Genomic DNA, 24,925 nt, shown 5'->3' with positions numbered 1-24,925 from the left:
TGTTTCCTTTAATTGACGTTGTAGTAAATCTACGTTGTGTAGTATCCCACTGCGCTCGGACAGGATGTGTCCAAGACCGCAGAATGAGTGTGAAAATAGTCATCGTCATTGCCCTACCTTATCCGATGAAAGCTATGCCAAATCTCAGTGCGCGACGGTTTGAAACATTTAAAAATGTTTTGCCCTCAACCTGTCCAAGGGAAACCGTACGCTAGTAGCATGAGCGATAAGAGTGAAAAGCTAGCTTTAAGGCTAGGTGACATATTGACGAGATTGTTTATGGGAGAAGTGCTCTCCCCTGAGCAGTTGGTAGCGGATTATCAGGTAAGCGAGAAAACTCTGAGACGCGATTTCAATGAAAGGCTAGTCAACGCTCCGATTATCCGCACCAATGAGGGTTATCGGTTAGATCCAGTAACTCGAAATAATGGTAATGCGAATACCAACAAGGTACTGCACGATACGGGTTTGTCTGCGCTACTACCTAATCACTACAAGTTCAACGGTCACACTCCCGTTCTGTTTAAGAATCCACGCTCCGAACCTATCGAGAAGTTCGATGCGCAGTTTAGGCAGTTGACCGAAGTTATTACCACTCACTCTGTGATTGACCTTACGTACAATGGCAAAACGTTCGAATCTGTCCATCCCTATCGCTTGGTGAATGACCGTGGTATCTGGTTCCTCGCTGCGACCTACTGTGACCAGTTACATTCGTACCGATTACCGAATATTTCACGGATTCACCGCCGGGAAGATAAATACAAACCGAATCAAAAGGTCCACGAGGAGATACATAAACAAGGGATGGAGTGGCTAACTCCGGATGATGCTGAGGTGCTTGTACAGGTTGATAGGGAAGTAGCTCCACGCTTTCTTCAAAGAACGATTCTCCCTCACCAGCAGCTATTGAAAGAACTGAGTGACGGTAGTTTGCTAGTTAGCAGTCGAGTATCAAGATTGAGCGATATCTTGCCCTTGTTGAAGTCCTGGATACCTCAAGTCGAGGTTCTCTCTCCTGTCAGTCTCAAGCTTGAGCTTATACGCGACCTCCACGCCACGTTGGATCGTTACAAGTAGTTGCCACGTTAATTAATGACGCCCTAGCGTTCCCTCTAGAAGCACTGCTCCAAAACAACAAAGAACCCCGACATAATGTCGTTTCACTACACCGCGACCGACCGCCCTACCCACGAACTTGCCACTATGTACCGATTTTGAGCTTACCTATGCTAGATAAGGGAAAGAGGTGATTTAGCGAAACCTCAAACCGATACCGCGCAAGGGAAAACTCAAAATGATGCCGTTTTTGGTCGGGTTGAGACTAACTAATAAATAACTCCGGTAGGAGGTTGCTATTAAAGGGGTATAACCATGATGTCTGATGCACGAACTCTGCTCCAAATCACTCAGTCCAGTCCGTATTTTTACCTAGTTGATATCGCTAACTTGTTAAGCTTCACCGCCGTTGGCTATCTACTGGGTATGATGACTGGATAAACAGAGTCATGAATTGAACTTGTCACCATAGATTCCGGTGACAAGTTCCTTTTGTTACACCTAGCCTGTTTTAACTAGCTTCTGAAAATAGGTGAAAAATTTGAGTAAAAATTCATTTGTGTCAATCCATTCACGAATATCGTTATAAATCTATCAGTTAGCCTAGTTTTTTATAAGTTAAGCATGTTTAATCCGCGTATCGAAACTAAAACAAAACAGGTACAAGAACATGTCTATTCCATTCAATAAAGCAGATTGGTTACACAATGGCTGTCAAAGTGAAAAAATCGCCAAATGTGCAGCAGCAGCTCATGCACATGAAGCGATTACTACAATCGCCGCCTTCCATGCTGACGAAGACCATTACACAATCGAAGCAGGTGCTGAATACCTAGAAAACTATGAAGGTCAAGAAGTATTGTTTCTAGAGTTCAAAGCGTACAGTGATTGTGAACACTCTCGTTCCATGGCCATCATCTACGAGAAAGAAGATCTAGTGATGTACTGTGTTGAGTTTTCACTTGGAAACGAGGATGAGGATAAAGAGGAATACTTTGAGCCAGTTTCTCCAATGACTGTTAAGGGGTTCTTCAGTTATCTGAACACCTTGCCGAATATCAAGAAGCATGTACTACTTTCGAGTCTGGACGAAAAAGAGCAACAATCTTTAAGTATGCTTGAGGAACTGTCTCAATAGGTTTTCTCATATCAACGTAACCATAAGCACTGCCTAAGAACATCAAACTAGGTTATCCCAAATGGCAACGTTGAAAATGTCCAAGTTTTCGAGCCAAGCTACGAACATAAGATTAAGGTGCGCTCTTGGCGCTGAATAAGGGCTAGCCTTTATCCCTAGTTGCAGAGATAGCATCAGACAAATCATTCTCTCGGTATTTTATATAGGCTTCCCGCCCCTTACTGCTCCCATTGCTTCGACATAGCAATGGGAGCTTTTAATAACAAAACACCAGTGTAAACCAACCAAACTCGTTAAAATTAAGACTCCCTTCCTTGGTGTTTCTACCCTTCATTGCAATCCAGCAACTTCATCCCCTCTGAATCCCGAAGGCAACGGATTGGGTAAACGTTGCTAAAACTTGCCCCAATGAAAAAGGCTTCCCATCACGCCATGATTAACATGGAGCAATAGGAAGCCTTAGTGTCACTAGGAAGTGAGTCGACTATTTTATGGTACATACATGGTGCTTTCTACTTGGTTTGTTGCCGATGGACTAATCCACAGTGACTTTTATCTCATCGAACAAGCCCATTTCCACGTAGCTGAGAAAGTTGGATTCCCACATCGAGTAGAACTCCATTACCTCACTACTTGTTATCGGCAGTTCTGGAACATAGGAAAAACTCGCTGTTCCAGATGAGAAGTTAAAATCCACTTCTTTAACTAGTTCGGGATAAGGACCACCGCAATACGCAAAGTCAGTGATGTAATCAAAGATCCACTGGTCGTAGAGGCGAACAAGCCTGATTTCAATAGGATGAAATCCAGATCTACTCTCTGCATTGTAGGATGAATCTCGGAAGTTAAACACAACCGATTGGATCATGGGTGTCCATTTGCCTGATTCGCTGATCACTCGGTTTAAAGCATCTTGAAGATCCACACTGACAGGCAGCAGAAATCGCTCAACGTCAAAAGTTAAGTTCATAATAAATTCTCTTTTAGTTTGTTAGGGATGCACTCTTGGGTAGTGCGCGGTATGAAATTTGGGAAGAGGTTTAGTAGTTAAGGATTGATAAGACATTCGAAGTTATTTAGCTTCGGTTTCACCGTCCACTAATGACAGGAGTTCATCACGACGTTGCTCGTAGTCAGGTGCAAGAACGTGGAGAAACACCGATTTCTCTGACTGGATGATAAGACCAAGCCCCCTGCAACAAGCAGCCATAAAACCAGCGTTGTTCGCTGACTGTCCAGAAAACACACACTTCAGCACAGAACTCTTGAACGGCTTATCACCCTGCACATCTAGTACAGCGGTGATATCTTTAAGCGGGATCCATTCCTTGCTGTGTAGACCTCCACCTTCATTACCCGACATGCGGATATGGAGCTCGTTTTCCTCGTCATGTAAGGCTATTTGATAGAACACGTGGTTCTCCGTTTTCGGTGATAGCTTTTTCGCTTTTCCCTCGCGCACGATATTAGTGAAATGGTCTACTGGTTGATCGTCAGTGACTGTGACTTGCTCATTGCCTTCTACAACTTCTGGTAGAACGGCTGCTTGTTTATTGCTTGGTTTACGTGCCATAGGACACCTCCTTTGAGATGGAATTGTTCAGGTTTAATTTGGTTTTAAGATTCAGCTTGATCAGCTAACTTGGCGACAGGGAACGTTAGACTGTTCATAGGAGCACAGCAGTACACACCAGCGCCTTCCATGGTCACTATGGCGACCGCTAATAACCAAGGACAATCAGGAGAGTTAAGAATTAGCACCCATTCAGGGTATTCAGATACAAACTTTAGAAAATGCTGGTCTTCCTCAGATTCTTCACTCAAGGTTTCGTCAGTATCGGACTCCTCAATCAAGTACAAGGTCGTACCGACCTCATCCCAAAACGTTTTTGTACTTTCTTCATCACCGAATGGCTCTATCAGGTGCTCTAGCAGTTTTGCTTTCACACCATCCGGCATTGGCAGTGATTGAATGTCTTCAAACTTGTTTACTGTTTTCATTTCTAATCTCCGTTTAATAATGAAAAAGCCCCTGTTTAGCTCATCGCTAAACAGGGGCTTTTCTAATGTCATTTCTAAATTAAATGGTTAAACCTAACTTCTTCATTCCCAACGTATCTCCGGCTTCGCAGTCACCATATCCGACAAGCGAGATCCAATCTCCCGCCGACGCCCAACAGTCAGCTTCGAATAGCGTCTTGTTGATGACAGGTCAGCGTGATTGAGCTGCTTGGCTATGTCGTGTAACGAGACTCCTTGGCTAGCTAACAAACTTCCAACCGTATGGCGAGCTGAATGCAGGGTTAGGTTCGCTTTATCACCGGGTATGTCGGGCAGTCCCATCTTGGCTTTGATAGCCTTGAAAGCATGCCTAGGTTGCCCTACGGGTTTACCCTTTTTGCGTCCAGGAAAGAGATATGGATTATTTGCCACATGAGGCACCGACCTCAAAATATCAAGCATGTAATCACTCAGATAAATAACGTGGCTACTACCATTTTTCGTATGCGGGATAGTGAGAGATTTCTCCTCCCAATTCACATCGGATTTCAAGCGTAAACGCAGTTCCTTATCCCTCGCGCCAGTCAAAAACAACAAAGCTAGGTATGCACCAATACTCTTATCCTCATGGTTCAGAGCGTGACCTATGAACTCCTTTAACTGTGATTCGGACAAGTAACCAGTGCGCACGTTATCTTCTTTCAACAAGCTCACCTTGTCAGCAATAAGTGGCGCGTCCATCAACTTGTATGCTTGACGATTGATCGTTTTGAGCAGGGCTAGAACACGGTTTATCGAAGCAGGAGCATAGGGTTTACCCTTAATCGTAACGGCGTTTTGCATCTCCATTTGGACTTTGATGATATCGGCGGCGGTTAGTTCATGAATGGATATGTGATGTATCGACTTTGCCAAACGAAACCGAGCAACGTCATCTTTCCAGCTACGTTTCTGTTTAGCCAGTGGCAGGTAAACTTCATCAAAGAACCGTTCCAGAGTCATCGCCTTCACAGTAGTCTGATTGTCACGCTCAAGCTTGGGATCAACGCCTTCTATAATTTGCTGGCGATACTCTTTGGCTGTTTTGCGCAGTGTGGCGAGGTCAGTTTCAGGGTGCTTACCAAGACCAATAGATGCCTTCTTACCTGTTACCGGACTGGTATAACGCAGAAGGAATCGTTTCCCGCCAGACTTACCCACTAAGCAGCGAACACCAGTAGGCAAACCAGAATCCCTCATAGCGGACAGATTGACTTCGTAATCGGTAGATTTAGCGCTAGCCGAATTGGGTTTAAGATTGTTGAGGAAAGTGGTGTTGAGTCGGGTTTTACTTTGCATAATCAAATACCTATCAGTTAGACAAGTATTTGATTAATATAATTTTCACTTCTAATTTATTCCAGTAAATCCAATAACTTATCAACTCGACGGAGATTATTAACCGTACCTAAAATATCGACACAACCTTCTTTGTTCATACTTATGTAGTCTGTTTGATCTACTAGAACCGTCATATACTTTCCAAGTCCAAACTTAGAGGGCTTAGCAAGGTTGATCCCGTTCTGTTCAGCTTTATTCTTAATCTCTTTATACCACCGAGAGCGCTCTGTTTTGCGTAGCTCCTTATCAGGTACTTTAATTTTGATACAAAGCTGCTGCTCTTCAAGTTGAACATAAACTTCAGAATTATCAACGTCACGCCCAAAACACCAAAAACCCATAAAGCCACCAGAGGGATTAGCTACATACTTCCATCCGCCAGCCCCCAATTCCTTCTGCAAGTGCATATAAAAACCAGCCCATGCTTGTCCTGACCAAGTCTCGGGAGGCGTAGTCAGATAACTATTAACCTTTTTTTCTATTTCCTGTAGATGTCTTCTAAAATCGAGAAAAATTGAGTCATTAATTTTGTCACCCTTATTCAATACATCTAAAAAGTCTTTTCTAGAAAATACCTTGTAACCATTTGATTCGATCGAGCGATAACAAGACTGATCAAAGGTTTTAAAGTATATCGGGAGGATGTTATCTACTTCGTAAGTCCTTCCCTTAATTTCATTGAAATAGCGAGAAAGTTGATCAGAATGTTCACGTGTTTTGGTCTTATCCTCGATGAGAACTATAAATTCATCGTTAACAATGCACAGCACGTCTATATGTGAATCTTGTTTTGTAATTTCGACTTTGTTAACAGTTGGCAAGGATTTACCATGCTTACTAAACAATGATTTCAAAAAACTTAAAGCACATTGATGAAGTGCCTCATCGACCTGGCAGTACTGAGGATCTGCCCAAGATAGGAACCAGCATAAAAATGCATCTTGAGACAGCTCACTGGTAGCATATCGAAATAGATTAGGTTTATTCATAGATTGCTCACAACTGAAATATCAAAATAAATCATCGTAACCTAAAATACTCAATATTTTAGTGAGTTAAGTCTTGTAAGTACGACAGTCGAACTGTCAATTCCGAAAAAAAATGTGTAATGTAATTGTCTTATATACCCCAACGCCCTTAATACACACACCGCAAAACCGCCTATCTCAAACCGGCTTTTCGACTATCCATCAAAACGATCAGTTGCCTCATAAAACCCAAAACCAAACCGCATAGCACCGTAAAGTCACCATGGTCGTACCATGCTTCTTCTGGCTCGCAACCCTTGCTAATACTGACCCGCAACTTTGCATTAACTGTAATTTGTTGGATTGACTGGGATTCCCTTGCGCACAGAATCGTCATGCGATGAACCATATATGGACCATAGGAGAAATTTTAAGGTAGATAAAGTGAGTCTATTGGAGCGAAAAAAGAGGCGATAGCAGGAAAGGAATTTTGAGATAAGCACCTGAAAAATCGAATATTTACAAACGCCTAAAACGACGAAAGGCCGCTATAAGAGCGACCTTTCTATGTATGGTACCGGTGGGCGGACTTGAACCGCCACGCCCGAAGGCAACGGATTTTGAATCCGTCGTGTATACCAATTTCACCACACCGGCATCTTTGGGCTATTGCCCTTTGATGATTGGCATTATACGGAAGCTTTTGACCTGCGCAAGCAGAAATACCTTAAATAACTATCGTTTGTTGATAATTTCGCCACAAAGTGTGACAAAGCTGTACTGATAAGAAACGTACACTCCATTTCCTACTACTGATCCAGATGAAAATGAGTATACGTAACTCTTTTTTAAACTCTATTCACTGTAATATCAGAAACATAACCATTCCCAATGCTCGACAAAGCCGTATGGACCATCTCGGCAGCATCTTCCGCTTGCATGAAGTGACTCGTGTCCATCGTGTTGCCGCTTGTCTTCCAGAATTCCGTATCCATTCCACCAGGATAAACCGCGATAATTTTCATTGGCTTTCCTTTTAACTCCAAACGAACCGACTCGATTAATCCTTTGACAGCCCACTTCACAGCGCAATACGTAGACTCTTGCGCTTTAGGCTGTTGCGCAGCAGTAGACATAACCATGACCACTTTTATCGGTTGATCTTTGTAACGCTTTACTAACTCTCTTAATACATGAATGGCGGAATTCAGGTTATTATCAATCAGTTTTTGAATCTCTTCCGGCTCCTGCTCTTCCAGTTCGCCAAAATAACCACTTCCTGCACTATGAATGACCATTTCAGGCGGCTGTTTCATCCCATCAAATAGGTGTTTCACATCTTGATGTAATGAGAGGTTGCAAGCTTGATAGCCGACGTTATGAGAGAGTTGTTTTGCTAGTGCGGATAGTTTTTCTGTGTTTCTTCCTATGATATACGTCTCTTTGTCTTCCGCATCATAACGCTTTGTCAGCTCTGCCCCTAAACCGCTACTTGCACCTGTAATTACAATCATGGCTACCTCTTATCAATCACATACTTTTAATGTATCTATCAATTAAGGTAACAGAATCTTGGTAATTCACACCTCAAGAACACCATTCTTTGAAGCAAGCGGCTTTCTTACTCTCATGATGCATGAAATACCAAGTAGAACGAGGAAGATTTAACCTATGCTTAAGCAAGAATAACTTTCTGAATTTTCTATCGACTTTCGAGTAAGAGCCTAATAGGAGCATACGAATGACTGGGTCAAAATGGCAATGGTTACTGAAGCAAATGACGCGCAAACCGTGGGTTCGCACGTCACTTTATGCCTTACTTGCTGTCGCCACCGCCCTAATATCCATTGTTTTAAACCAGTTCATTACTCTGCCTCCTGCAATCAACGTCAGTAAGGATTTGCTTAACAACATATTAAATATCCTCGCGACTTCCATGCTTGCGGTGACCACATTCTCGCTCAATATAATGGTCTCAGCGTACAGTGCCGCTAGTGCAGGGGTAACGCCACGGGCCACCAAACTGTTGATGGAAGACAGCACAACGCAAAATGCTTTGGCAACCTTTCTTGGCTCTTTTTTATTTAGCTTAGTAGGCATTATCGCGCTAGGCATTGGTGCCTATCATCAACAAGCACAAATTTATCTGTTCATCGTGACCATCGCCGTAATCGTGATGATCATACTCACTCTGCTACGTTGGATTCAGCACCTTTCCGTACTAGGGAGGGTCAGTGAAACCACGTCATACGTGGAGCAAGCCTTGTTAGATGCGATAAGAAAACGGGGCAAAGAGCGTTGGCTAGGTGCTCACCCGTGGAGCCACCCAGAACATAAACCCAGAGGAAGTGCACCTATTTTCAGCCAAGAAATTGGCTACTTACAGCATGTTGATATGCATCATCTCGATAGTATTGCTGAAGCAAACCAATGCACCATCTATCTTGAACGACAACCAGGAAGTTTTGTGTATGTGAGTCAACCATTGGCTTGGGTTTGTGGAGCGTTGCCAGACGAAAACGAAATAACTGCGGCCTTCACGATTCGAACGGAGCGTTCCTATGATCAAGATCCTCGTTTTGGATTGGTCGTCATGGCGGAGATCCCTCACGAGCTCTCTCCCCCGCCGTGAATGATAACGGTACCGCGATTGATGTTCTTGGGCGTTCTGTACGAGCGCTTTCATTATGGGGAGAGTTACTCAGCGAACCTCCCACCAAGACTCGATACCCTAGACTATTTGTGCCCGCATTGAGCTGCCAGGATTTGTTTGATGATGTCTTTTTGCCAATCGCGCACGATGGTGCAGCGCAACTCCAAATACAGATTCGCCTACAAAAAGCCTTGCTGGCTCTTTCTAGTATGCACCCCAAGTTGTTTTTATCACCTGCAACCAAGCTATCAGAAAAAGCTTTAGAGCTCTCCTTGAGCCAGCATTATACCGAAGATGAGAAACACCAACTCTCTCATCTGTCTAATCTAGTTACAGACCAAAAAGCTAATGGTTAGGCAAGTAAAATTCAGTTGAAATAGGTTACCGAAAGGCCTTGTACATCATGGTATATATTCATAACACACAGCAGAAAAGTCACTTCGTTTATGCATTATTAAAGACTCTGTGCGTTAGGTCTCTTTTCTCTTGGTGAGGGAATCTATATTCTGACGCACAATTTTTAAGGTAAGTGATGGAATAATGACAACGTCTACAACTCTTCCACCTGCTGGTCTCTTTCGTCGACTTGCAGCGTTGATTTACGACACATTGATTATTATCGCAATTGAAATGATGGCCGCAGGTATTGTTATGGCCGTTGTATTTGCACTAAATGCAGCAGGGCTGTTGAGCTATGGCGAGTACGCAGATGCCGCTGATATGCTCGGAAAGCACCCTGTATTAAGCCCTCTATTTACACTGTATCTTGCGGTTGTGTGGATATACTTCTTTGTCTTCTTCTGGACGCGAGCAGGACAAACACTTGGGATGCGCGCTTGGAAACTTCGAGTTCGCAATGCCAAAGACGGCGCGCCGATTACAGTCACTCAAGCCCTGATTCGTATTGCAACATCTGGCTTTGGTTTGGCAAACCTGACTGTACCGATTGATCCCAAGAAACGTGGGTTCCACGACATTTGGGCAAAAACAGAGGTTGTTGTGTTGCCTAAGGCAAACTAACTTATCCGGGACTACAAAAAAGGAAGGCATAATGCCTTCCTTTTACATTTAGTCCAATGAAACATGGTTTATTCGGTGATACTTCAGCTACAGCTTTCTTCTCAGCAGCGCAATCGCAATAGCTAAAAACACCAGGCTCGGGGCCAATGCACCAAACACAGGGGATATGCCATACACCAAGCTTAATGGGCCAAAGAACTCACTGGATATATAAAAAGTAAACCCGGCAACCACGCCCGACAATACCCTTGCCCCCATGGTCACACTTCTGAGTGGACCGAAAACAAACGATAGCGCCATCAACATCATCACGGCAATTGAAAGCGGCTGTGTCAACTTACGCCAAAACGCCAATTCATAGCGAGATGCATCTTGCTCTGATGCTTTCAGATAGGTCACGTAATCATACAAACCGCTCAGTGATAACTCTTCAGGCTTTACCGTCACCACAGCTAGCTTATCTGGAGCCAATGACGTATGCCATTCCATCTGTTCGATGTCTTGCTTCGAAATCACGTTTTCATTTTTCATATCCGTGATTTGTACGTCTCGCATCAACCAATTGTTATCTTGTTGATAGTCGACCTCTTCAGCAAAGATAACCTTTTGTAGATTCTTATCATCATCAAAACGCCACATATTTAAAGCATAAAGCTTGTCGTCTTCGACTTTACCTATAAAGATAAAGTCGTTTGCGTCACGAGCCCAAACTCCAGAACGAACTGAGACAATACTACCTCCCGATATCGCAAACGCACGTAAGTCACGCGCCATTTTTTGTGCTTCTGGAGCGCCCCATTGCCCTAACGTCATAACGATAAGCATAAGTGGCACCGCCGTTTTGAGCACCGACAACCCGATATCCAACTTTGAGAAACCAGCAGCTTGCATCACCACCAGCTCAGAGCTTGACGCCAACATACCTAAGCCGATCAGGGCGCCGAGTAATGCCGCCATTGGGAAGAACATTTCGATATCACGCGGCACACTGAGCAACACAAAATACAATGCATGAGTGAGGTCATACACGCCTCGCCCTACTTTACGTAACTGTTCTACGTATTTGATGATGCCCGATAAGCCAACAAACGTCGCTAAAACCAAGGCAGTGGTAGAGATGATGGTTCTACCGATGTAAAGGTCTAAGATTTTGAACACAGCTTACGCGAGCCTCTTCTTACGGAATTTGTCTTTTATTCGTCGAGCAGCAACGCTGTCCATCATATTGGCCATGATTGCGACAATCAGTAACATCGCATTAATAGGCCACATGCCGATTGCCGCCGGAATGTCACCATCTTCTAATGCAGATTTTGTTGCACTAATCGCCAGGAAATACGCTAGATAAATAAGAATCGCGGGCCCCATTTTGGCAAATCGTCCCTGACGCGGATTCACCGCCGACAAAGGAATAACCAGCATCGTTAAGAGTGGAATACACACAAATAACGAAATTCGCCATTGCAGCTCTGCTTGTGCTTCTGGGTCTGGGTGTCCAATCAAATCAACCGTTGGGTACGCTTCCCAATCTCGCCCTTTCTTTTTGACCTCACGCTGGCCGATAACGCCTTCGTATTCATCGAATTTTGTGATCATATATTCAACGCGAGTCGGCACACCTTCATAACGCGTGCCTTCTTTCATGGTGATGACCTGACGGCCGTCCGACAGTTCTTTTACTTCACCAGAGGACGAGAACATCACACTCGGCAATACTGAATCTCTCGGGCGCATCTGCGCGACAAAAACGTTGCTCAATGTATTGTCTTTAATGTCATCAATGAACACAACCGATGAACCATCTGGCGTGCCTTGGAATTGCCCTTTCTTTAGCAAGTCAACGCTGTTTTCTGCCGCCACTTGTTCATAAAGTTGCTCTACACGGTCTTGAGACCACGGCGATAACCACAATGCATTAAAAGCCGCCACAGCAGAAGTAATCAGCGCTAAGTACAAGGCCGCTTGTACCAGGAATTTGTTACCAATACCTGTCGCGTTCATCACGACAATTTCGCTCTCTGCATACAGACGACCAAATGTGATCAATATGCCGATATACAGACTTAAAGGCAGCATTAATAGACCCATTGCTGGCATATTCAAACCAACAATCGAGAAAATCAATCCAGCAGGAATATCCCCATCAGAAGCATCAGCAAGAACACTTATGAATTTCTGGCTTACAAACACCAAAAAAAGTACGAAAAAAATCGCAAATTGGCTCTTGAGTGTTTCGCGGATCAAATATCTAACAATAATCACGCTGAAATTACCTATACAAAACTTGTTTTTTTGGTCGAATCACTATAGTTTCCCGTTGAACCATTTATTTTTTTAAAAATTATAAACTAGATGTTAGTCGCTTAATCAGCTCTGCATGTAAGCCTGGAGCTAAAATTCAACAAGTAAGCGATCATTATCTAACATTTAGAGCAATTTGTCTTCAGGATGTAGGAGTACGCATGGAGTTCAGTGTAAAAAGTGGCAGTCCAGAGAAACAACGTAGCGCATGTATCGTTGTTGGTGTGTTTGAACCACGTCGCCTTTCTCCAGTAGCCGAACAACTTGATAAAATCAGTGACGGTTACATCAGTTCACTACTTCGCCGTGGTGATCTAGAGGGTAAACCTGGTCAGATGCTGCTACTGCATCAAGTACCAGGTGTTTTGTCAGAGCGCGTTTTACTTGTCGGTTGCGGCAAAGAGCGTGAACTTGGCGAGCGCCAGTACAAGGAAATCATTCAAAAGACGATCAGCACACTTAACGAGACAGGCTCAATGGAAGCGGTATGTTTCCTAACTGAACTGCATGTTAAGGGTCGTGATACATACTGGAAAGTGCGCCAGGCTGTAGAAGCGACTAAAGATGGTCTATACACATTTAATCAATTCAAGAGCGTTAAACCTGAGACTCGCCGCCCACTGCGCAAGCTTGTTTTCAATGTACCAACGCGTCGTGAATTAAACTTGGGTGAAAAAGCAATCACTCATGGTCTCGCTATCGCATCTGGTGTCAAAGCCTCAAAAGATCTTGGCAACATGCCACCAAACGTAGCTAACCCAGCTTACCTTGCTTCTCAAGCTCGTCGTCTGGCGGACGATTACGAAACCGTAACCACCAAAATCATTGGTGAGCAAGAGATGGAAAAACTGGGTATGACCTCTTACCTAGCAGTCGGTCGTGGTTCTAAAAACGAATCTATGATGTCTATCATCGAGTACAAAGGTAATCCTGACTCAGATGCAAAACCTATTGTGCTAGTAGGTAAAGGTCTAACCTTCGATTCAGGTGGTATCTCTCTAAAACCGGGCGAAGGTATGGATGAGATGAAGTACGACATGTGTGGTGCGGCATCGGTATTCGGTACAATGAAAGCGCTAGCGAAGCTAAACCTACCAATCAACGTTATTGGTGTTCTAGCGGGCTGTGAAAACATGCCTGGCAGCAACGCTTACCGTCCAGGTGACATCCTTACAACCATGTCTGGTCAAACTGTAGAAGTTCTGAACACGGATGCGGAAGGTCGTCTTGTTCTTTGTGACGCACTGACTTACGTAGAGCGTTTCGAACCAGACTGCGTGGTTGACGTTGCAACGCTAACCGGCGCTTGTGTTATCGCACTAGGTCACCACATCAGTGGCGTTATCTCTAACCACAACCCTCTTTCTCATGAGCTAGTTAACGCTTCAGAGCAAGCGAGTGACCGTGCATGGCGTCTACCAATGGCAGATGAGTACCACGAGCAGCTGAAGAGCCCGTTTGCGGATATGGCAAACATTGGTGGCCGCCCTGCTGGTACTATCACTGCGGGTTGCTTCTTATCTAAGTTCGCGAAGAAGTACAACTGGGCTCACGTCGATATCGCAGGTACTGCGTGGAAATCAGGCGCAGCGAAAGGCTCAACGGGCCGTCCTGTCTCAATGCTTGTCCAATTCCTTTTGAACCGCAGCGGCCAAGAGACAGAAGAGTAATTTCTGAACAAAATCTAAAAGGGCCGCAAGGCCCTTTTTTATTATCCTAATTTTCTAAAATGAAAATGGGATTTAAGATGGTCTTAGGAAGAGACCCAAGGCAAGTGAGAGAATGATGCAAACTGCAACCTTCTACATCATTAACGAAGAGAGCCCGCAAGCAACGGTGGCTGGCTTTGAAGAGTACATTGTGTTTTTGGCGCAGCACTTTGCCCGCCAAGGCGCTAAAGTGTATTTAAACTGCCAAGACAAACCACACGCCGAGCAGCTCGCTGAAGCCTTTTGGCAAGTTGATGCAGACAAGTTCATGGCACATAACCTCGTAGGCGAAGGACCGAAATACGCCACCAATATTGAGATCGGCCATAACGGTGTAAAGCCGTCTTGGAATCGTCAATTGGTAATTAATTTGGCGGAAAATGAGACAACCTTTGCGAACAAGTTTGCTCAAGTGGTAGACTTCGTGCCCTGCGAAGAAAAAGCTAAACAACTCGCAAGAGAAAGATATAAAATTTACCGTCAAGCAGGTTACCAGCTGCAAACGATCGAAATTCAATATCCTTAACGGTCAATCCTTATAGTTAAGGCGATCTTGTTAAGATCCCTCACTTATAAAGATTGACTAAGATTCAACCATCAACGTATCCATTAAAAGAGCGCTATGGAAAAGACATACAACCCAACTTCAATCGAACAAGCTCTGTATCAGACTTGGGAAGAGAAAGGCTACTTTAAGCCACACGGTGACACTACTAAAGAATCATACAGCATCATGATCCCGCCACCGAACGTCACTGGTAGCCTACACATGGGCCACGCGTTCCAAGATACGATCATGGATACGCTTATCCGTTGTGAACGTATGAAGGGTAAAAACACCCTTTGGCAAGTAGGTACTGACCACGCTGGTATCGCAACTCAGATGGTTGTTGAGCGTAAGATCGCTGCAGAAGAAGGCAAAACAAAACACGATTACGGTCGTGAAGCTTTCATCGACAAAATCTGGGAATGGAAAGGCGAATCTGGCGGCACTATCACTAAGCAGCTTCGTCGTCTTGGCGCATCTGTAGACTGGGAGCGTGAACGCTTTACGATGGACGATGGTCTATCTAACGCCGTTCAAGAAGTCTTCGTACGTCTATACGAAGACGATCTAATCTACCGCGGTAAGCGTCTAGTTAACTGGGATCCAAAGCTACACACAGCGATTTCAGATCTAGAAGTAGAGAACAAAGACACTAAAGGCCACATGTGGCACTTCCGCTACCCACTAGCAGATGGCGCTAGAACAGCGGATGGCAAAGACTACATCGTTGTTGCAACGACTCGTCCAGAGACCGTGCTAGGCGATACGGGTGTTGCAGTTAACCCAGAAGATCCACGTTACAAAGATCTTATCGGTAAAGAAATCATCCTTCCTATCGTTGATCGTCGCATCCCAATCGTGGGCGATGAGCACGCCGATATGGAAAAAGGTACTGGCTGTGTGAAAATCACACCTGCGCACGACTTCAACGACTACGAAGTTGGTAAGCGCCACCAGCTACCAATGATCAACATTCTGACTTTCGACGCGAACATCCGCGACGCAGCAGAAGTATTCAACACTAACGGCGAAGCAAGCGACGCTTACAGCACTGAGCTACCAGCTAAATACCACGGTATGGAGCGTTTTGCCGCGCGTAAAGCTATCGTTGCTGAATTCGACGAGCTAGGTCTACTTGAAGAAGTGAAAGATCACGATCTACAAGTTCCTTACGGCGACCGTGGTGGCGTGGTTATCGAACCAATGCTAACTGACCAATGGTACGTACGTACTGCGCCTCTAGCGAAAACAGCGGTTGAAGCAGTAGAAAACGGCGACATCCAATTCGTTCCTAAGCAATACGAAAACATGTACTTCTCTTGGATGCGTGACGTTCAAGACTGGTGTATCTCTCGTCAGCTATGGTGGGGTCACCGCATCCCAGCTTGGTACGACAACCAAGGTAATGTTTACGTAGGTCGCACTGAAGAAGAAGTTCGCAAGAACAACAACCTAGAGTCAGTAATTGAGCTGCACCAAGACGAAGACGTACTGGATACATGGTTCTCTTCTGCGCTATGGACGTTCGGTACTCAAGGTTGGCCAGAGCAAACTGACGATCTGAAAGTATTCCACCCTTCAGACGTTCTAGTAACTGGTTTCGACATCATCTTCTTCTGGGTTGCCCGCATGATCATGATGACCATGCACTTCGTGAAAGACGAAAATGGCAAACCACAAGTACCATTTAAGACAGTTTACGTTACCGGCCTAATTCGTGACGAAAACGGCGACAAGATGTCGAAGTCGAAAGGTAACGTACTTGACCCAATCGACATGATCGATGGTATCGACCTAGAGTCTCTAGTAGAGAAGCGTTGTGGCAACATGATGCAGCCTCAGCTAGCGAAGAAGATTGAGAAGAACACGCGTAAGACGTTTGAAAACGGTATCGAAGCATACGGTACAGACGCACTGCGTTTCACTCTTGCAGCAATGGCATCAACAGGTCGCGATATCAACTGGGATATGAAGCGTCTTGAAGGTTACCGTAACTTCTGTAACAAACTATGGAACGCAAGCCGTTACGTAATGATGAACACAGAAGAGCAAGATTGTGGTTTTGGTGAAGGTGAGATCGAGTACTCTCTAGCAGACAAGTGGATCGAGTCTCAGTTTGAACTCGCAGCGAAAGCGTTCAACAACCATATCGACAACTTCCGTCTAGATATGGCTGCAAACACACTTTACGAATTCATCTGGAACCAATTCTGTGACTGGTACCTAGAGCTAACTAAACCCGTTCTATGGAAAGGTACTGAAGCGCAACAGCGTGGTACTCGCCGTACACTAATCACGGTACTTGAGAAGACGCTACGTCTGGCTCACCCAGTGATTCCTTACATCACAGAAACTATCTGGCAAAGCATCAAGCCACTAGTTGACGGTGTTGAGGGCGAGACAATCATGCTACAAACTCTGCCTCAGTTTGACGAAGCGAACTTCCACCAAGAAGCGCTAGACGACATCGAATGGGTGAAAGCGTTCATCACTAGCATCCGCAACCTACGTGCTGAGTACGACATCAACCCTGGCAAGCCTCTAGACGTTATGCTGAAAGCAGCGAATGAGAAAGACGCCTCTCGTCTAGAAGCAAGCAAACAAGTATTGATGTCTCTAGCGAAGCTAGAAGCAGTACGCGTGCTTGAAGCTGGCGAAGAAACCCCAGCGTGTGCAACGGCACTGGTTGGCAAGTCTGAGCTGATGATCCCAATGGCGGGTTTGATCGACAAAGATGCAGAGCTTGCTCGTCTAGATGGCGAAATCAAGAAGACGCACGGCGAAATCAAGCGTATCGAAGGCAAACTGGGCAACGAAGGCTTTGTAGCGAAAGCACCTGAAGCGGTTGTTGCTAAAGAGCGTGAGAAGCTTGAAGGCTACAAAGAGACACTAGCTAAGCTAGAAGAGCAGAAGACAACGATCGCTGCACTTTAAGCCTCAGTGAAAGAGAAGAACTAACACTTCTCACTTTGAATCCAAAGGTTGGCCATCATGGTCAACCTTTTTTGTATATCTTTCACCAAAAACCATCATCAATAGCTTTCCCCTATCGCAACAATACTCATCATCCATTAGCATTAATGAGAATTATTATCAATAATAAACTCATCGAAACAAACACGATTGAGTAATTATCATGAAAAAGACACTAACTTTCGCAGCACTGCATTTTACTATCGCATTTAGTGTCGCTTACGTACTCACAGGCGACGTTTTAATTGGTAGTTTAATTGCCATGATTGAGCCTTCAGTGAACACCGTAGCCTTCTACTTTCATGAAAAGGCATGGGCAAAAGTCCCAGCACTTAAAGCTCGTCAGTGGATGACCAGATTAAAAACCGCAAGCTTTGCGACCGTGCACTTCAGCGTCGCTTTTACCGTGGTTTACTTACTAACAGGTGATGCATTTGTCGGCGGCGTAATGGCGATGCTAGAGCCGAGTTTGAATACGGTGGCTTACTACTTCCACGAGAAAGTATGGATGCGTAAATCATCAGCAAAAACTCCAGCACCGCAGTTTTGTTTACATCACCACGCTTAAACATGGAGGCTCACTACATCTCCTAACGAGCCAAATGACATTTATCATTGACAACGTTGCGCACCGCAATTAATTTAATTGCGGTGCGCAACTTTATTTTTAGAGGTAAGTGATAATGAACGCTCGTCAACTCCGACACTACTCCCGTCAAGCCGTCCGATTGCTTGGTATGCTCGATAAACAATGCGGCGATGTCGCTCTTACCCCGGTACAAGCGCACGCATTAGGTGAAATCCAATTGCAGCCATTGACCATCAACCAACTGGCGCAGCAGCTTAGTGTCGACAAGTCCAATGCAAGCCGCACCATTACTGGTTTGATTAAATTAGGTTTGGTTGAGAGCATCGAAAACCCGAAAGATAAACGAAGCCAACTCGTAGTGCTCACAATTCAAGGACAGCAGGCGTTAGCGCAACTAGACCAACAGCAAAACAGCTTTTTTGAGCAGTTGCTTACACAACTTGATGACTGTGAGCAAGAACAACTCAAACTTGGTTTAGAGACTTACCTAAAAGGGCTAACAAAAGTGTGTCAGGCTGAGGAATACGTTCTTCGACCTCTTACTAAAGCAGACAACCCGCAAGTCGCAGATGTGATTCGTAAAGTCTCTGCTGAATACGGCTTAACCGCAGACAAAGGTTATGGTGTGGCCGATCCAACGCTTGATGATATGTATTCGGTTTACAATCAATGCGGCGCCGCCTATTGGGTCATTGAACATCGCGGAGAGATCGTTGGTGGCGGTGGCTTTGCCCCTTTAGCTGGTGAGCCAAATGTGTGTGAGCTGCAAAAGATGTACTTCTTACCTCAAACACGAGGACACGGTTTAGCCAAACGCATCGTCGCATTGAGCTTACAACTGGCGAAACAGCTTGGGTATCAGCAGTGCTATTTAGAGACAACAGAATGTCTAAGAGAGGCGGTAGGCTTGTATGAAAAGCTAGGCTTTGAGCATCTCGATGCCCCGCTTGGGCAAACAGGGCATGATGCATGTGAAGTCGTAATGCTTAAGGTACTGTAATAAAAAATATTATCAGACGTTAAAGCACAACGTGGGTAACGCAAAGCTCCTGGCTCAATGCAACAGTGAAGTTTTGGCGTTGCCCATCCAATTCAACAGACAACTGATAGAGATCATTTGGATCAGGGTCATTAAGATCAGCATACTTTGGCGCTTCAATCTGAAAGAGTGCGCTGGCGTGATCTGCACGAACGTCAATTGGGATATGGTAAGTCATGCCATTAAACTTTACCGCTGCTGACACTAGCCCTGGTGCAAATGTCTGGTAATACAAATCGACCTTAAATTCACACCCGCCACCATGGTGCCAAATCTGCTCGGTTGCCACGCGCTCTAAACGCACGTTGCGAATAAACTGCAAGTACGGTTCTTGCCACACGCCCAGTCGCTCATCACTTTTCTTATATTGATGTTCAGAAAGCGGGCACAGCTCTGGCTTATCCTCATCGAATAAAAGATCTTCTTCTTCCTCTAGGAACAATATCTCAAAGCGATTACGCCCCATTTGCATGTATGGGCGAATGTCTTTCTTATACACACTTTGCGAGCCATCACAATCAAACACAGCCACGCCGTTCAAACGTACCTCCGCATGGTAATCAACACCACCCATTACCATTTCCACTGCAGGAAATGCCATCATCGCCTCATCCACTTCAATGTCATGCATCAGGTGCCATTCTTGTTGACGGATCGCTTCCTCCGTCAATTCATCAGGCAGGACCAGACTTAAAGGGGCGGGAAAAGTGATGTCATCCTGTGGAATCGAGAGGTCCGTCAGTGGAGAGACTTGCCATAAACCGGCGAGTGAGAGTTGCATATACACCTTGCGCTAGATCAATTTTCACGCATTATAGGGAGAAATCCCCTATAAACTCAATGTGAATTATTTATCACCTCCACATTCATCTGTTGTTGGATGCCATTTTCAAGGTATAAAAAAACCAGCGTTAAACGCTGGTTTTTCTAAAAGAGGTGAGCTTTGATTACTCGTCGTCTTCATCTTCTTCAGGGTAAAGCGCATCTTCGCCTTCGTAGTACGTACCCCAACCGTCATAGATGATGTCGTATTTTTCTGCCAAGTGAATCAGTTTTTCAACTTGCGCATCAATGGCTTCTGCGTCTAATGCTGATTCCATGGTTGCGTCACAGCAAAGCAACTTGTTGCCATCTTCATCTTCAGTTTCTTCCGCTTCAAGCACTTCAAAACCCATCTTGAATGCTTCAACTACCGCTTTTTCTAGCGTGTCAAAATCTTCTGCAAACAGGTGGTGCTCGATTTCGTATAGCGAATCTGGATCGCTGCCATCTTCTAGCAATGCTGCAATGATATCGCGAGTCTCTTCCTTTTGAATCTCAATTAATTCTTCTACTGATAGATATTCATCTTCGTGAGACATGTTTTGGCTCCAGATTAGTTACTTGATAGAAACACTATACCCGATACTGAGTATGCTGATCCGGTGAAATATGGCATGGATTGCGATGAAAAGCCACAAACAAACATCATACCACCGCGATTCTTATCGGTTATTTGAATATAAATATTAAACCGACCATGCAAAGAAACAAAAAATTAACAAAAAATGGCATTTTTTAATATTCAGAACATCCTAACTGACACTTAATGCGGTTATTTTCTCTTTCTGTGCGTGTTTATGGCGCTTTCTTGAATACACTCACGTGTAAAACGAAGAAGCATAACGAATAAATTTACTTCAATAATGCATAATTGAGAATAAAAATGCACGTTTTATGCACTATGCATGTATTCTTTCTCAATGGGAAAATTAGAATAAAAACGCACGCTCTCCACATTTCACAAAATAGAATTTAAACCCAAATCAAAACTTCATTAGCAAAACAAACAAAACTAAAATCTAAAAAACAATAAAAAATAAGAATATAGGCAAAGCGTAGTGATTTGCATCTTTCTAGGAAGCTTGTCATAACTAACGGCTGGAAAATTTGTAAGGATACAAAATGAGCAAGCTGTACGTTGGATCAGAAGTTGGTCAACTTCGACGAGTTCTATTAAATCGCCCAGAGCGCGCCCTAACCCACTTAACTCCATCAAACTGTCATGAATTACTGTTTGATGATGTTCTTGCTGTAGAAGCGGCAGGTGAAGAGCACGATGCGTTCGCACGCACGCTACGTGATCAAGATGTAGAAGTGCTTCTCCTCCACGATTTACTGGTCGAAACCCTCGCCGTTCCAGAAGCAAAACAGTGGCTGCTAGATACTCAGATTTCTGACTTTCGTTACGGGCCAACCTTTGCGCGAGACCTACGCCAATATTTTTCAGAAATGGATGATGAACACCTTGCCAGCATATTTTTAGGTGGCTTAGCTTACTCAGAGCTGCCGATCACCTCATCTTCTATGCTGCCAAAAATGAAGCGTCCGCTGGATTTTGTTATTGAGCCACTACCTAACCACCTATTTACGCGTGATACCTCATGCTGGGTTTATGGTGGTGTATCGCTCAACCCAATGATGATGCCTGCACGCCAACGTGAGACAAACCACTTACGTGCGATTTATCGTTGGCACCCAATTTTTGCTGGCCAAGACTTTATCAAATACTTCGGTGATGATGATCTGCATTATGATAATGCGAATGTCGAAGGCGGTGATGTGTTGGTTATTGGTAAAGGTGCAGTTCTGATCGGTATGTCTGAGCGCACGACCGCGCAAGGTGTAGAAAACCTTGCAGCGAGCCTGTTTAAGGCAGGACAAGCAACCGAAGTGATTGCGATTGATCTGCCTAAACACCGTTCATGCATGCATTTAGACACCGTTATGACCCATATGGATGTGGACACGTTCTCTGTTTACCCAGAGATCATGCGCAAAGATCTCGACACATGGCGCTTAACACCAAAAGGCAATGGTGAAATGCATGTTGAAGCATCTCATAACTACCTGCATGCGATTGAATCTGCTCTTGGCTTAGATCAGCTGAAAATCATCACCACTGGTGGTGACAGTTATGAAGCTGAGCGCGAACAATGGAATGACGCCAATAACGTTCTTACCGTAAAACCGGGCGTTGTGATTGGTTACGAACGCAATGTATACACCAACGAAAAATACGACAAAGCTGGTATCAAAGTACTGACAGTCCCAGGTAACGAGCTTGGCCGTGGCCGTGGTGGCGCCCGCTGCATGAGCTGTCCGATAGAGCGAGACGATATATAACCAATTCGTCCTTTTACATTAAATGAATAAAAACTAAGGTTGATGTGAGTGCATCAACCTTTTTTAGTTTCACACAAAAATAATTATTCACAAATAAAGCATTTATATGTTTTAATGCATTCTATTAATTCAATCACACGTACTAAGGGACGAGCTATGGCTTTCAATTTACGTAACCGCAACTTTTTGAAGCTATTGGATTTCTCAACCAAAGAAATCCAGTTCTTGCTCGAACTGTCTGCAGAGCTAAAAAAAGCAAAATATGCAGGAACAGAGCAGAAGACACTTCAAGGTAAAAACATTGCACTCATCTTTGAGAAATCTTCGACTCGTACCCGATGTGCGTTTGAAGTCGCAGCTTTTGATCAAGGCGCTCAAGTCTCTTACATCGGCCCTTCTGGTTCTCAGATTGGCCATAAAGAATCAATGAAAGACACCGCACGCGTCTTAGGTCGCATGTATGACGGCATCGAATATCGCGGCTTTGGCCAATCCATTGTTGAAGAGCTTGGCACTTATGCTGGTGTTCCAGTGTGGAATGGTTTGACTGATGAGTTCCACCCAACCCAAATCCTTGCCGATTTCCTTACCATGCAAGAGCACGGACGCGGTAAGCAGCTGCATGAAATGACCTTCGCTTACCTAGGCGATGCACGCAACAATATGGGCAACTCGCTCATGGTGGGTGCCGCTAAAATGGGCATGGATATTCGCCTTGTCGCGCCAAAAGCGTTCTGGCCTGAAGAAGATTTGGTGGCAACTTGCCAAACTATCGCGCAGCAAACTGGTGCAAAAATCACATTAACTGAAAGCGTGGAGGAAGGCGTGAAGGGTTGTGACTTCCTTTACACCGATGTTTGGGTATCTATGGGTGAATCCGCTGAGGCATGGGATGAACGTGTGGCTTTAATGACACCATATCAAATCAATATGGACGTGATTAAACAAACGGGTAATCCACATGTGAAATTCATGCACTGTCTTCCGGCTTTCCACAATGATGAGACCACCGTCGGCAAAGAAGTCGCTGAAAAATACGGCATGAAAGGCCTTGAAGTAACAGAAGAGGTATTTGAGTCAGAATACTCCATCGTATTCGACGAAGCTGAAAACCGTATGCACACTATCAAAGCCGTGATGGTAGCAACATTAGGAAGCTAAACTAGCAAGCCAAAACAGCCGCTAAAAACCATGATGTAATCGCTTGCGCTCACGAAAGTTAAGCGTATAATGCTCGGCAATTTGTCTGAGGATTAAGAAATGACCAAGCTAATTGCCGACATGAAAACGCGATTTGCTCTAGCTAAGCGACTACGCTTACGTGGTGTTATTTTCGTTAATTCTATTGAATTTTAAAACCTCCCCATTTGGGGAGGTTTTTTTATGTCCAAAATTCCTTTCGGCAATTTGGATGTAGTCATCAATGTTATAGGGAAGAAGATCATGGCGAACTCGCTTTACCAGAAGCACATCATCTCTATTCCAGAGCTTTCACGCGAAGAACTGGAACTTATCGTAGAAACAGCAGGTAGCCTTAAAAAAGCACCTCGACCAGAACTGATTAAAAACAAAGTCGTTGCAAGTTGTTTCTTTGAACCATCAACACGTACACGTTTATCGTTTGAAACAGCGATTCAACGCATTGGTGGTGATGTGATTGGCTTTGATAATGATGGTAATACCTCTCTGGCGAAAAAAGGCGAAACACTCGCAGATTCAGTACAGGTCATCTCTTCTTACGTCGATGCCTTTGTGATGCGCCATCCACAAGAAGGCGCCGCTCGCTTGGCCTCTGAATTCTCAAATGGCGTGCCAGTGATCAACGCTGGTGACGGTGCAAACCAACACCCAACTCAAACGCTACTCGACCTATACACCATCGCGGAAACACAAGGTCGTCTAGACAACTTGAACGTCGCGTTCGTCGGTGACCTAAAATATGGCCGCACGGTGCACTCTCTGACTCAAGCATTAGCGAAGTTTAATAACATCCGCTTCTTCTTTGTTGCACCAGAAGCATTGGCAATGCCAGATTACATCTGCGAAGAGCTAGACGAAGCTGGCATTCAATATAGCCTACACACGGACATGGAGAGCGTGATTCCTGAACTAGATATTCTGTACATGACACGAGTACAGAAAGAACGTTTTGACGAATCGGAGTACGCGCACATTAAATCGGCGTATATTTTGACAGCGGCATTACTCGAAGGGGCGCGCGAAAATCTAAAAGTACTCCACCCACTACCACGTGTGGATGAAATCACAACCGATGTTGATAAAACGCCTCATGCTTACTTCTTCCAGCAAGCTCAAAATGGCGTATACGCTCGCCAAGCACTGTTGGCGCTTGTTCTAAACGAAACACTGTAATCGAGGAGAA

At 44.6% G+C, this 24,925-nt stretch carries 23 protein-coding genes, 1 tRNA gene and 1 pseudogene; 14 read left to right on the top strand and 11 right to left on the bottom strand.

Going from position 1 to position 24,925, the window contains the following annotated elements:
- The first annotated feature begins 174 nt into the window (after positions 1–174).
- The 3 genes from NL643_RS18595 to NL643_RS18590 all read left to right on the top strand — a co-directional run bounded on the left by NL643_RS18595 (position 175) and on the right by NL643_RS18590 (position 2,197).
- Positions 175–1,080 carry a YafY family protein gene (locus NL643_RS18595; RefSeq protein ID WP_267391109.1) on the top strand — a complete coding sequence of 302 codons (906 nt, stop codon included), beginning with the start codon at positions 175–177 and terminating at the stop codon, positions 1,078–1,080.
- Between the two features lie 294 nt (positions 1,081–1,374).
- Positions 1,375–1,500 carry a hypothetical protein gene (locus NL643_RS22755; RefSeq protein WP_255212448.1) on the top strand — a complete coding sequence of 42 codons (126 nt, stop codon included), beginning with the start codon at positions 1,375–1,377 and terminating at the stop codon, positions 1,498–1,500.
- A 229-nt stretch (positions 1,501–1,729) separates the two neighbouring features.
- A complete protein-coding gene (locus NL643_RS18590; RefSeq protein ID WP_061871900.1) occupies positions 1,730–2,197 on the top strand; it encodes a hypothetical protein in 468 nt (155 codons plus the stop codon).
- 535 nt (positions 2,198–2,732) lie between these two features.
- On the opposite strand, the gene NL643_RS18585 is transcribed toward NL643_RS18590, so the two are convergent.
- The 7 genes from NL643_RS18585 to NL643_RS18555 all read right to left on the bottom strand — a co-directional run bounded on the left by NL643_RS18585 (position 2,733) and on the right by NL643_RS18555 (position 8,060).
- A complete protein-coding gene (locus NL643_RS18585; protein WP_253644960.1) occupies positions 2,733–3,167 on the bottom strand; it encodes a DUF2787 family protein in 435 nt (144 codons plus the stop codon).
- A 102-nt stretch (positions 3,168–3,269) separates the two neighbouring features.
- Complete coding sequence (locus NL643_RS18580) at positions 3,270–3,770, bottom strand: hypothetical protein (protein WP_253644959.1); 501 nt, start codon at positions 3,768–3,770, stop codon at positions 3,270–3,272.
- Positions 3,771–3,814: 44 nt separating this feature from the next.
- Positions 3,815–4,198, bottom strand: coding sequence for a hypothetical protein (locus NL643_RS18575; protein WP_253644958.1), 384 nt, complete (start codon positions 4,196–4,198; stop codon positions 3,815–3,817).
- Positions 4,199–4,300: 102 nt separating this feature from the next.
- Positions 4,301–5,536, bottom strand: coding sequence for a tyrosine-type recombinase/integrase (locus NL643_RS18570; protein WP_301339137.1), 1,236 nt, complete (start codon positions 5,534–5,536; stop codon positions 4,301–4,303).
- A gap of 56 nt (positions 5,537–5,592) precedes the next feature.
- On the bottom strand, positions 5,593–6,567 hold the full coding sequence (locus NL643_RS18565; protein ID WP_253644956.1) for a PD-(D/E)XK nuclease family protein: 975 nt from the start codon (positions 6,565–6,567) through the stop codon (positions 5,593–5,595).
- A gap of 551 nt (positions 6,568–7,118) precedes the next feature.
- Positions 7,119–7,203 (bottom strand) — tRNA-Leu (locus tag NL643_RS18560).
- A gap of 191 nt (positions 7,204–7,394) precedes the next feature.
- Positions 7,395–8,060, bottom strand: coding sequence for an SDR family NAD(P)-dependent oxidoreductase (locus NL643_RS18555; RefSeq protein ID WP_253644955.1), 666 nt, complete (start codon positions 8,058–8,060; stop codon positions 7,395–7,397).
- A 227-nt stretch (positions 8,061–8,287) separates the two neighbouring features.
- Here NL643_RS18555 and NL643_RS18550 point away from each other — a divergent pair.
- Both NL643_RS18550 and NL643_RS18545 read left to right on the top strand, forming a co-directional pair.
- Positions 8,288–9,555: pseudogene (locus NL643_RS18550) on the top strand (DUF2254 domain-containing protein).
- A gap of 184 nt (positions 9,556–9,739) precedes the next feature.
- Entirely contained in the window at positions 9,740–10,219 is a 480-nt protein-coding gene (locus NL643_RS18545) for an RDD family protein (RefSeq protein ID WP_005397453.1), read from the top strand.
- An 87-nt stretch (positions 10,220–10,306) separates the two neighbouring features.
- Here the strand turns inward: NL643_RS18545 and lptG are convergent, their stop codons facing one another.
- Together lptG and lptF are read right to left on the bottom strand one after the other, a co-directional pair.
- On the bottom strand, positions 10,307–11,377 hold the full coding sequence (gene lptG / locus NL643_RS18540) for an LPS export ABC transporter permease LptG (RefSeq protein ID WP_046873614.1): 1,071 nt from the start codon (positions 11,375–11,377) through the stop codon (positions 10,307–10,309).
- A gap of 3 nt (positions 11,378–11,380) precedes the next feature.
- A complete protein-coding gene (lptF, locus tag NL643_RS18535; protein ID WP_006742363.1) occupies positions 11,381–12,481 on the bottom strand; it encodes an LPS export ABC transporter permease LptF in 1,101 nt (366 codons plus the stop codon).
- A 200-nt stretch (positions 12,482–12,681) separates the two neighbouring features.
- Here lptF and pepA point away from each other — a divergent pair, with 200 nt between their 5' ends.
- The 5 genes from pepA to NL643_RS18510 all read left to right on the top strand — a co-directional run bounded on the left by pepA (position 12,682) and on the right by NL643_RS18510 (position 19,338).
- A complete protein-coding gene (gene pepA / locus NL643_RS18530) occupies positions 12,682–14,190 on the top strand; it encodes a leucyl aminopeptidase (RefSeq protein WP_005397459.1) in 1,509 nt (502 codons plus the stop codon).
- 115 nt (positions 14,191–14,305) lie between these two features.
- The gene (locus NL643_RS18525; RefSeq protein ID WP_046873623.1) at positions 14,306–14,755 is read left to right on the top strand and encodes a DNA polymerase III subunit chi; all 450 of its coding nucleotides are present in this window, start codon (positions 14,306–14,308) and stop codon (positions 14,753–14,755) included.
- A 96-nt stretch (positions 14,756–14,851) separates the two neighbouring features.
- A complete protein-coding gene (locus tag NL643_RS18520) occupies positions 14,852–17,710 on the top strand; it encodes a valine--tRNA ligase (protein ID WP_253644954.1) in 2,859 nt (952 codons plus the stop codon).
- Between the two features lie 202 nt (positions 17,711–17,912).
- Positions 17,913–18,317, top strand: coding sequence for a DUF2061 domain-containing protein (locus NL643_RS18515; RefSeq protein WP_253644953.1), 405 nt, complete (start codon positions 17,913–17,915; stop codon positions 18,315–18,317).
- Positions 18,318–18,432: 115 nt separating this feature from the next.
- Positions 18,433–19,338: a bifunctional helix-turn-helix transcriptional regulator/GNAT family N-acetyltransferase gene (locus NL643_RS18510; RefSeq protein WP_253644952.1), complete on the top strand. Its 906-nt coding sequence runs from the start codon at positions 18,433–18,435 to the stop codon at positions 19,336–19,338.
- Between the two features lie 19 nt (positions 19,339–19,357).
- Here the strand turns inward: NL643_RS18510 and NL643_RS18505 are convergent, their stop codons facing one another.
- Both NL643_RS18505 and rraB read right to left on the bottom strand, forming a co-directional pair.
- Entirely contained in the window at positions 19,358–20,158 is an 801-nt protein-coding gene (locus NL643_RS18505; RefSeq protein WP_104974782.1) for a hypothetical protein, read from the bottom strand.
- A gap of 166 nt (positions 20,159–20,324) precedes the next feature.
- Positions 20,325–20,738 (bottom strand): ribonuclease E inhibitor RraB, encoded by a 414-nt coding sequence (rraB, locus tag NL643_RS18500; protein WP_005381081.1) that lies wholly within the window; start codon positions 20,736–20,738, stop codon positions 20,325–20,327.
- 583 nt (positions 20,739–21,321) lie between these two features.
- Here rraB and arcA point away from each other — a divergent pair.
- From arcA to pyrB, 4 genes are all read left to right on the top strand, one after another.
- Positions 21,322–22,542, top strand: a complete 1,221-nt coding sequence (gene arcA / locus NL643_RS18495; RefSeq protein ID WP_006742359.1) for an arginine deiminase — start codon at positions 21,322–21,324, stop codon at positions 22,540–22,542.
- Between the two features lie 156 nt (positions 22,543–22,698).
- On the top strand, positions 22,699–23,703 hold the full coding sequence (locus NL643_RS18490; RefSeq protein WP_012841385.1) for an ornithine carbamoyltransferase: 1,005 nt from the start codon (positions 22,699–22,701) through the stop codon (positions 23,701–23,703).
- A gap of 99 nt (positions 23,704–23,802) precedes the next feature.
- A complete protein-coding gene (locus tag NL643_RS18485) occupies positions 23,803–23,898 on the top strand; it encodes a hypothetical protein (RefSeq protein WP_031780631.1) in 96 nt (31 codons plus the stop codon).
- Between the two features lie 87 nt (positions 23,899–23,985).
- Positions 23,986–24,915 carry an aspartate carbamoyltransferase gene (gene pyrB, locus NL643_RS18480; protein WP_005397473.1) on the top strand — a complete coding sequence of 310 codons (930 nt, stop codon included), beginning with the start codon at positions 23,986–23,988 and terminating at the stop codon, positions 24,913–24,915.
- The last annotated feature ends 10 nt before the right edge of the window (positions 24,916–24,925 follow it).

This window comes from Vibrio sp. Y42_MX_L11 (genome assembly GCF_024181785.1).
Lineage (GTDB): Bacteria > Pseudomonadota > Gammaproteobacteria > Enterobacterales > Vibrionaceae > Vibrio > Vibrio diabolicus.
The sequence above is the reverse complement of the archived record's forward strand: the minus strand, read 5'-3'. Positions and strand labels throughout refer to the sequence as shown.

What these genes read in the sequence shown, in the direction of transcription:
- arcA (WP_006742359.1), top strand. Translation starts at nt 21,322, where the DNA reads ATGAGCAAGCTGTACGTTGGATCAGAAGTTGGTCAACTTCGACGAGTT.
- NL643_RS18515 (WP_253644953.1), top strand. Translation starts at nt 17,913, where the DNA reads ATGAAAAAGACACTAACTTTCGCAGCACTGCATTTTACTATCGCATTT.
- NL643_RS18580 (WP_253644959.1), bottom strand. Translation starts at nt 3,770, where the DNA reads ATGGCACGTAAACCAAGCAATAAACAAGCAGCCGTTCTACCAGAAGTT.
- NL643_RS18510 (WP_253644952.1), top strand. Translation starts at nt 18,433, where the DNA reads ATGAACGCTCGTCAACTCCGACACTACTCCCGTCAAGCCGTCCGATTG.
- NL643_RS18505 (WP_104974782.1), bottom strand. Translation starts at nt 20,158, where the DNA reads ATGCAACTCTCACTCGCCGGTTTATGGCAAGTCTCTCCACTGACGGAC.
- pepA (WP_005397459.1), top strand. Translation starts at nt 12,682, where the DNA reads ATGGAGTTCAGTGTAAAAAGTGGCAGTCCAGAGAAACAACGTAGCGCA.
- NL643_RS18575 (WP_253644958.1), bottom strand. Translation starts at nt 4,198, where the DNA reads ATGAAAACAGTAAACAAGTTTGAAGACATTCAATCACTGCCAATGCCG.
- NL643_RS18595 (WP_267391109.1), top strand. Translation starts at nt 175, where the DNA reads ATGTTTTGCCCTCAACCTGTCCAAGGGAAACCGTACGCTAGTAGCATG.
- NL643_RS18525 (WP_046873623.1), top strand. Translation starts at nt 14,306, where the DNA reads ATGCAAACTGCAACCTTCTACATCATTAACGAAGAGAGCCCGCAAGCA.
- NL643_RS22755 (WP_255212448.1), top strand. Translation starts at nt 1,375, where the DNA reads ATGATGTCTGATGCACGAACTCTGCTCCAAATCACTCAGTCCAGTCCG.
- rraB (WP_005381081.1), bottom strand. Translation starts at nt 20,738, where the DNA reads ATGTCTCACGAAGATGAATATCTATCAGTAGAAGAATTAATTGAGATT.
- NL643_RS18565 (WP_253644956.1), bottom strand. Translation starts at nt 6,567, where the DNA reads ATGAATAAACCTAATCTATTTCGATATGCTACCAGTGAGCTGTCTCAA.
- NL643_RS18520 (WP_253644954.1), top strand. Translation starts at nt 14,852, where the DNA reads ATGGAAAAGACATACAACCCAACTTCAATCGAACAAGCTCTGTATCAG.
- NL643_RS18485 (WP_031780631.1), top strand. Translation starts at nt 23,803, where the DNA reads ATGACCAAGCTAATTGCCGACATGAAAACGCGATTTGCTCTAGCTAAG.
- NL643_RS18555 (WP_253644955.1), bottom strand. Translation starts at nt 8,060, where the DNA reads ATGATTGTAATTACAGGTGCAAGTAGCGGTTTAGGGGCAGAGCTGACA.
- NL643_RS18590 (WP_061871900.1), top strand. Translation starts at nt 1,730, where the DNA reads ATGTCTATTCCATTCAATAAAGCAGATTGGTTACACAATGGCTGTCAA.
- pyrB (WP_005397473.1), top strand. Translation starts at nt 23,986, where the DNA reads ATGGCGAACTCGCTTTACCAGAAGCACATCATCTCTATTCCAGAGCTT.
- NL643_RS18570 (WP_301339137.1), bottom strand. Translation starts at nt 5,536, where the DNA reads ATGCAAAGTAAAACCCGACTCAACACCACTTTCCTCAACAATCTTAAA.
- NL643_RS18545 (WP_005397453.1), top strand. Translation starts at nt 9,740, where the DNA reads ATGACAACGTCTACAACTCTTCCACCTGCTGGTCTCTTTCGTCGACTT.
- NL643_RS18585 (WP_253644960.1), bottom strand. Translation starts at nt 3,167, where the DNA reads ATGAACTTAACTTTTGACGTTGAGCGATTTCTGCTGCCTGTCAGTGTG.
- NL643_RS18490 (WP_012841385.1), top strand. Translation starts at nt 22,699, where the DNA reads ATGGCTTTCAATTTACGTAACCGCAACTTTTTGAAGCTATTGGATTTC.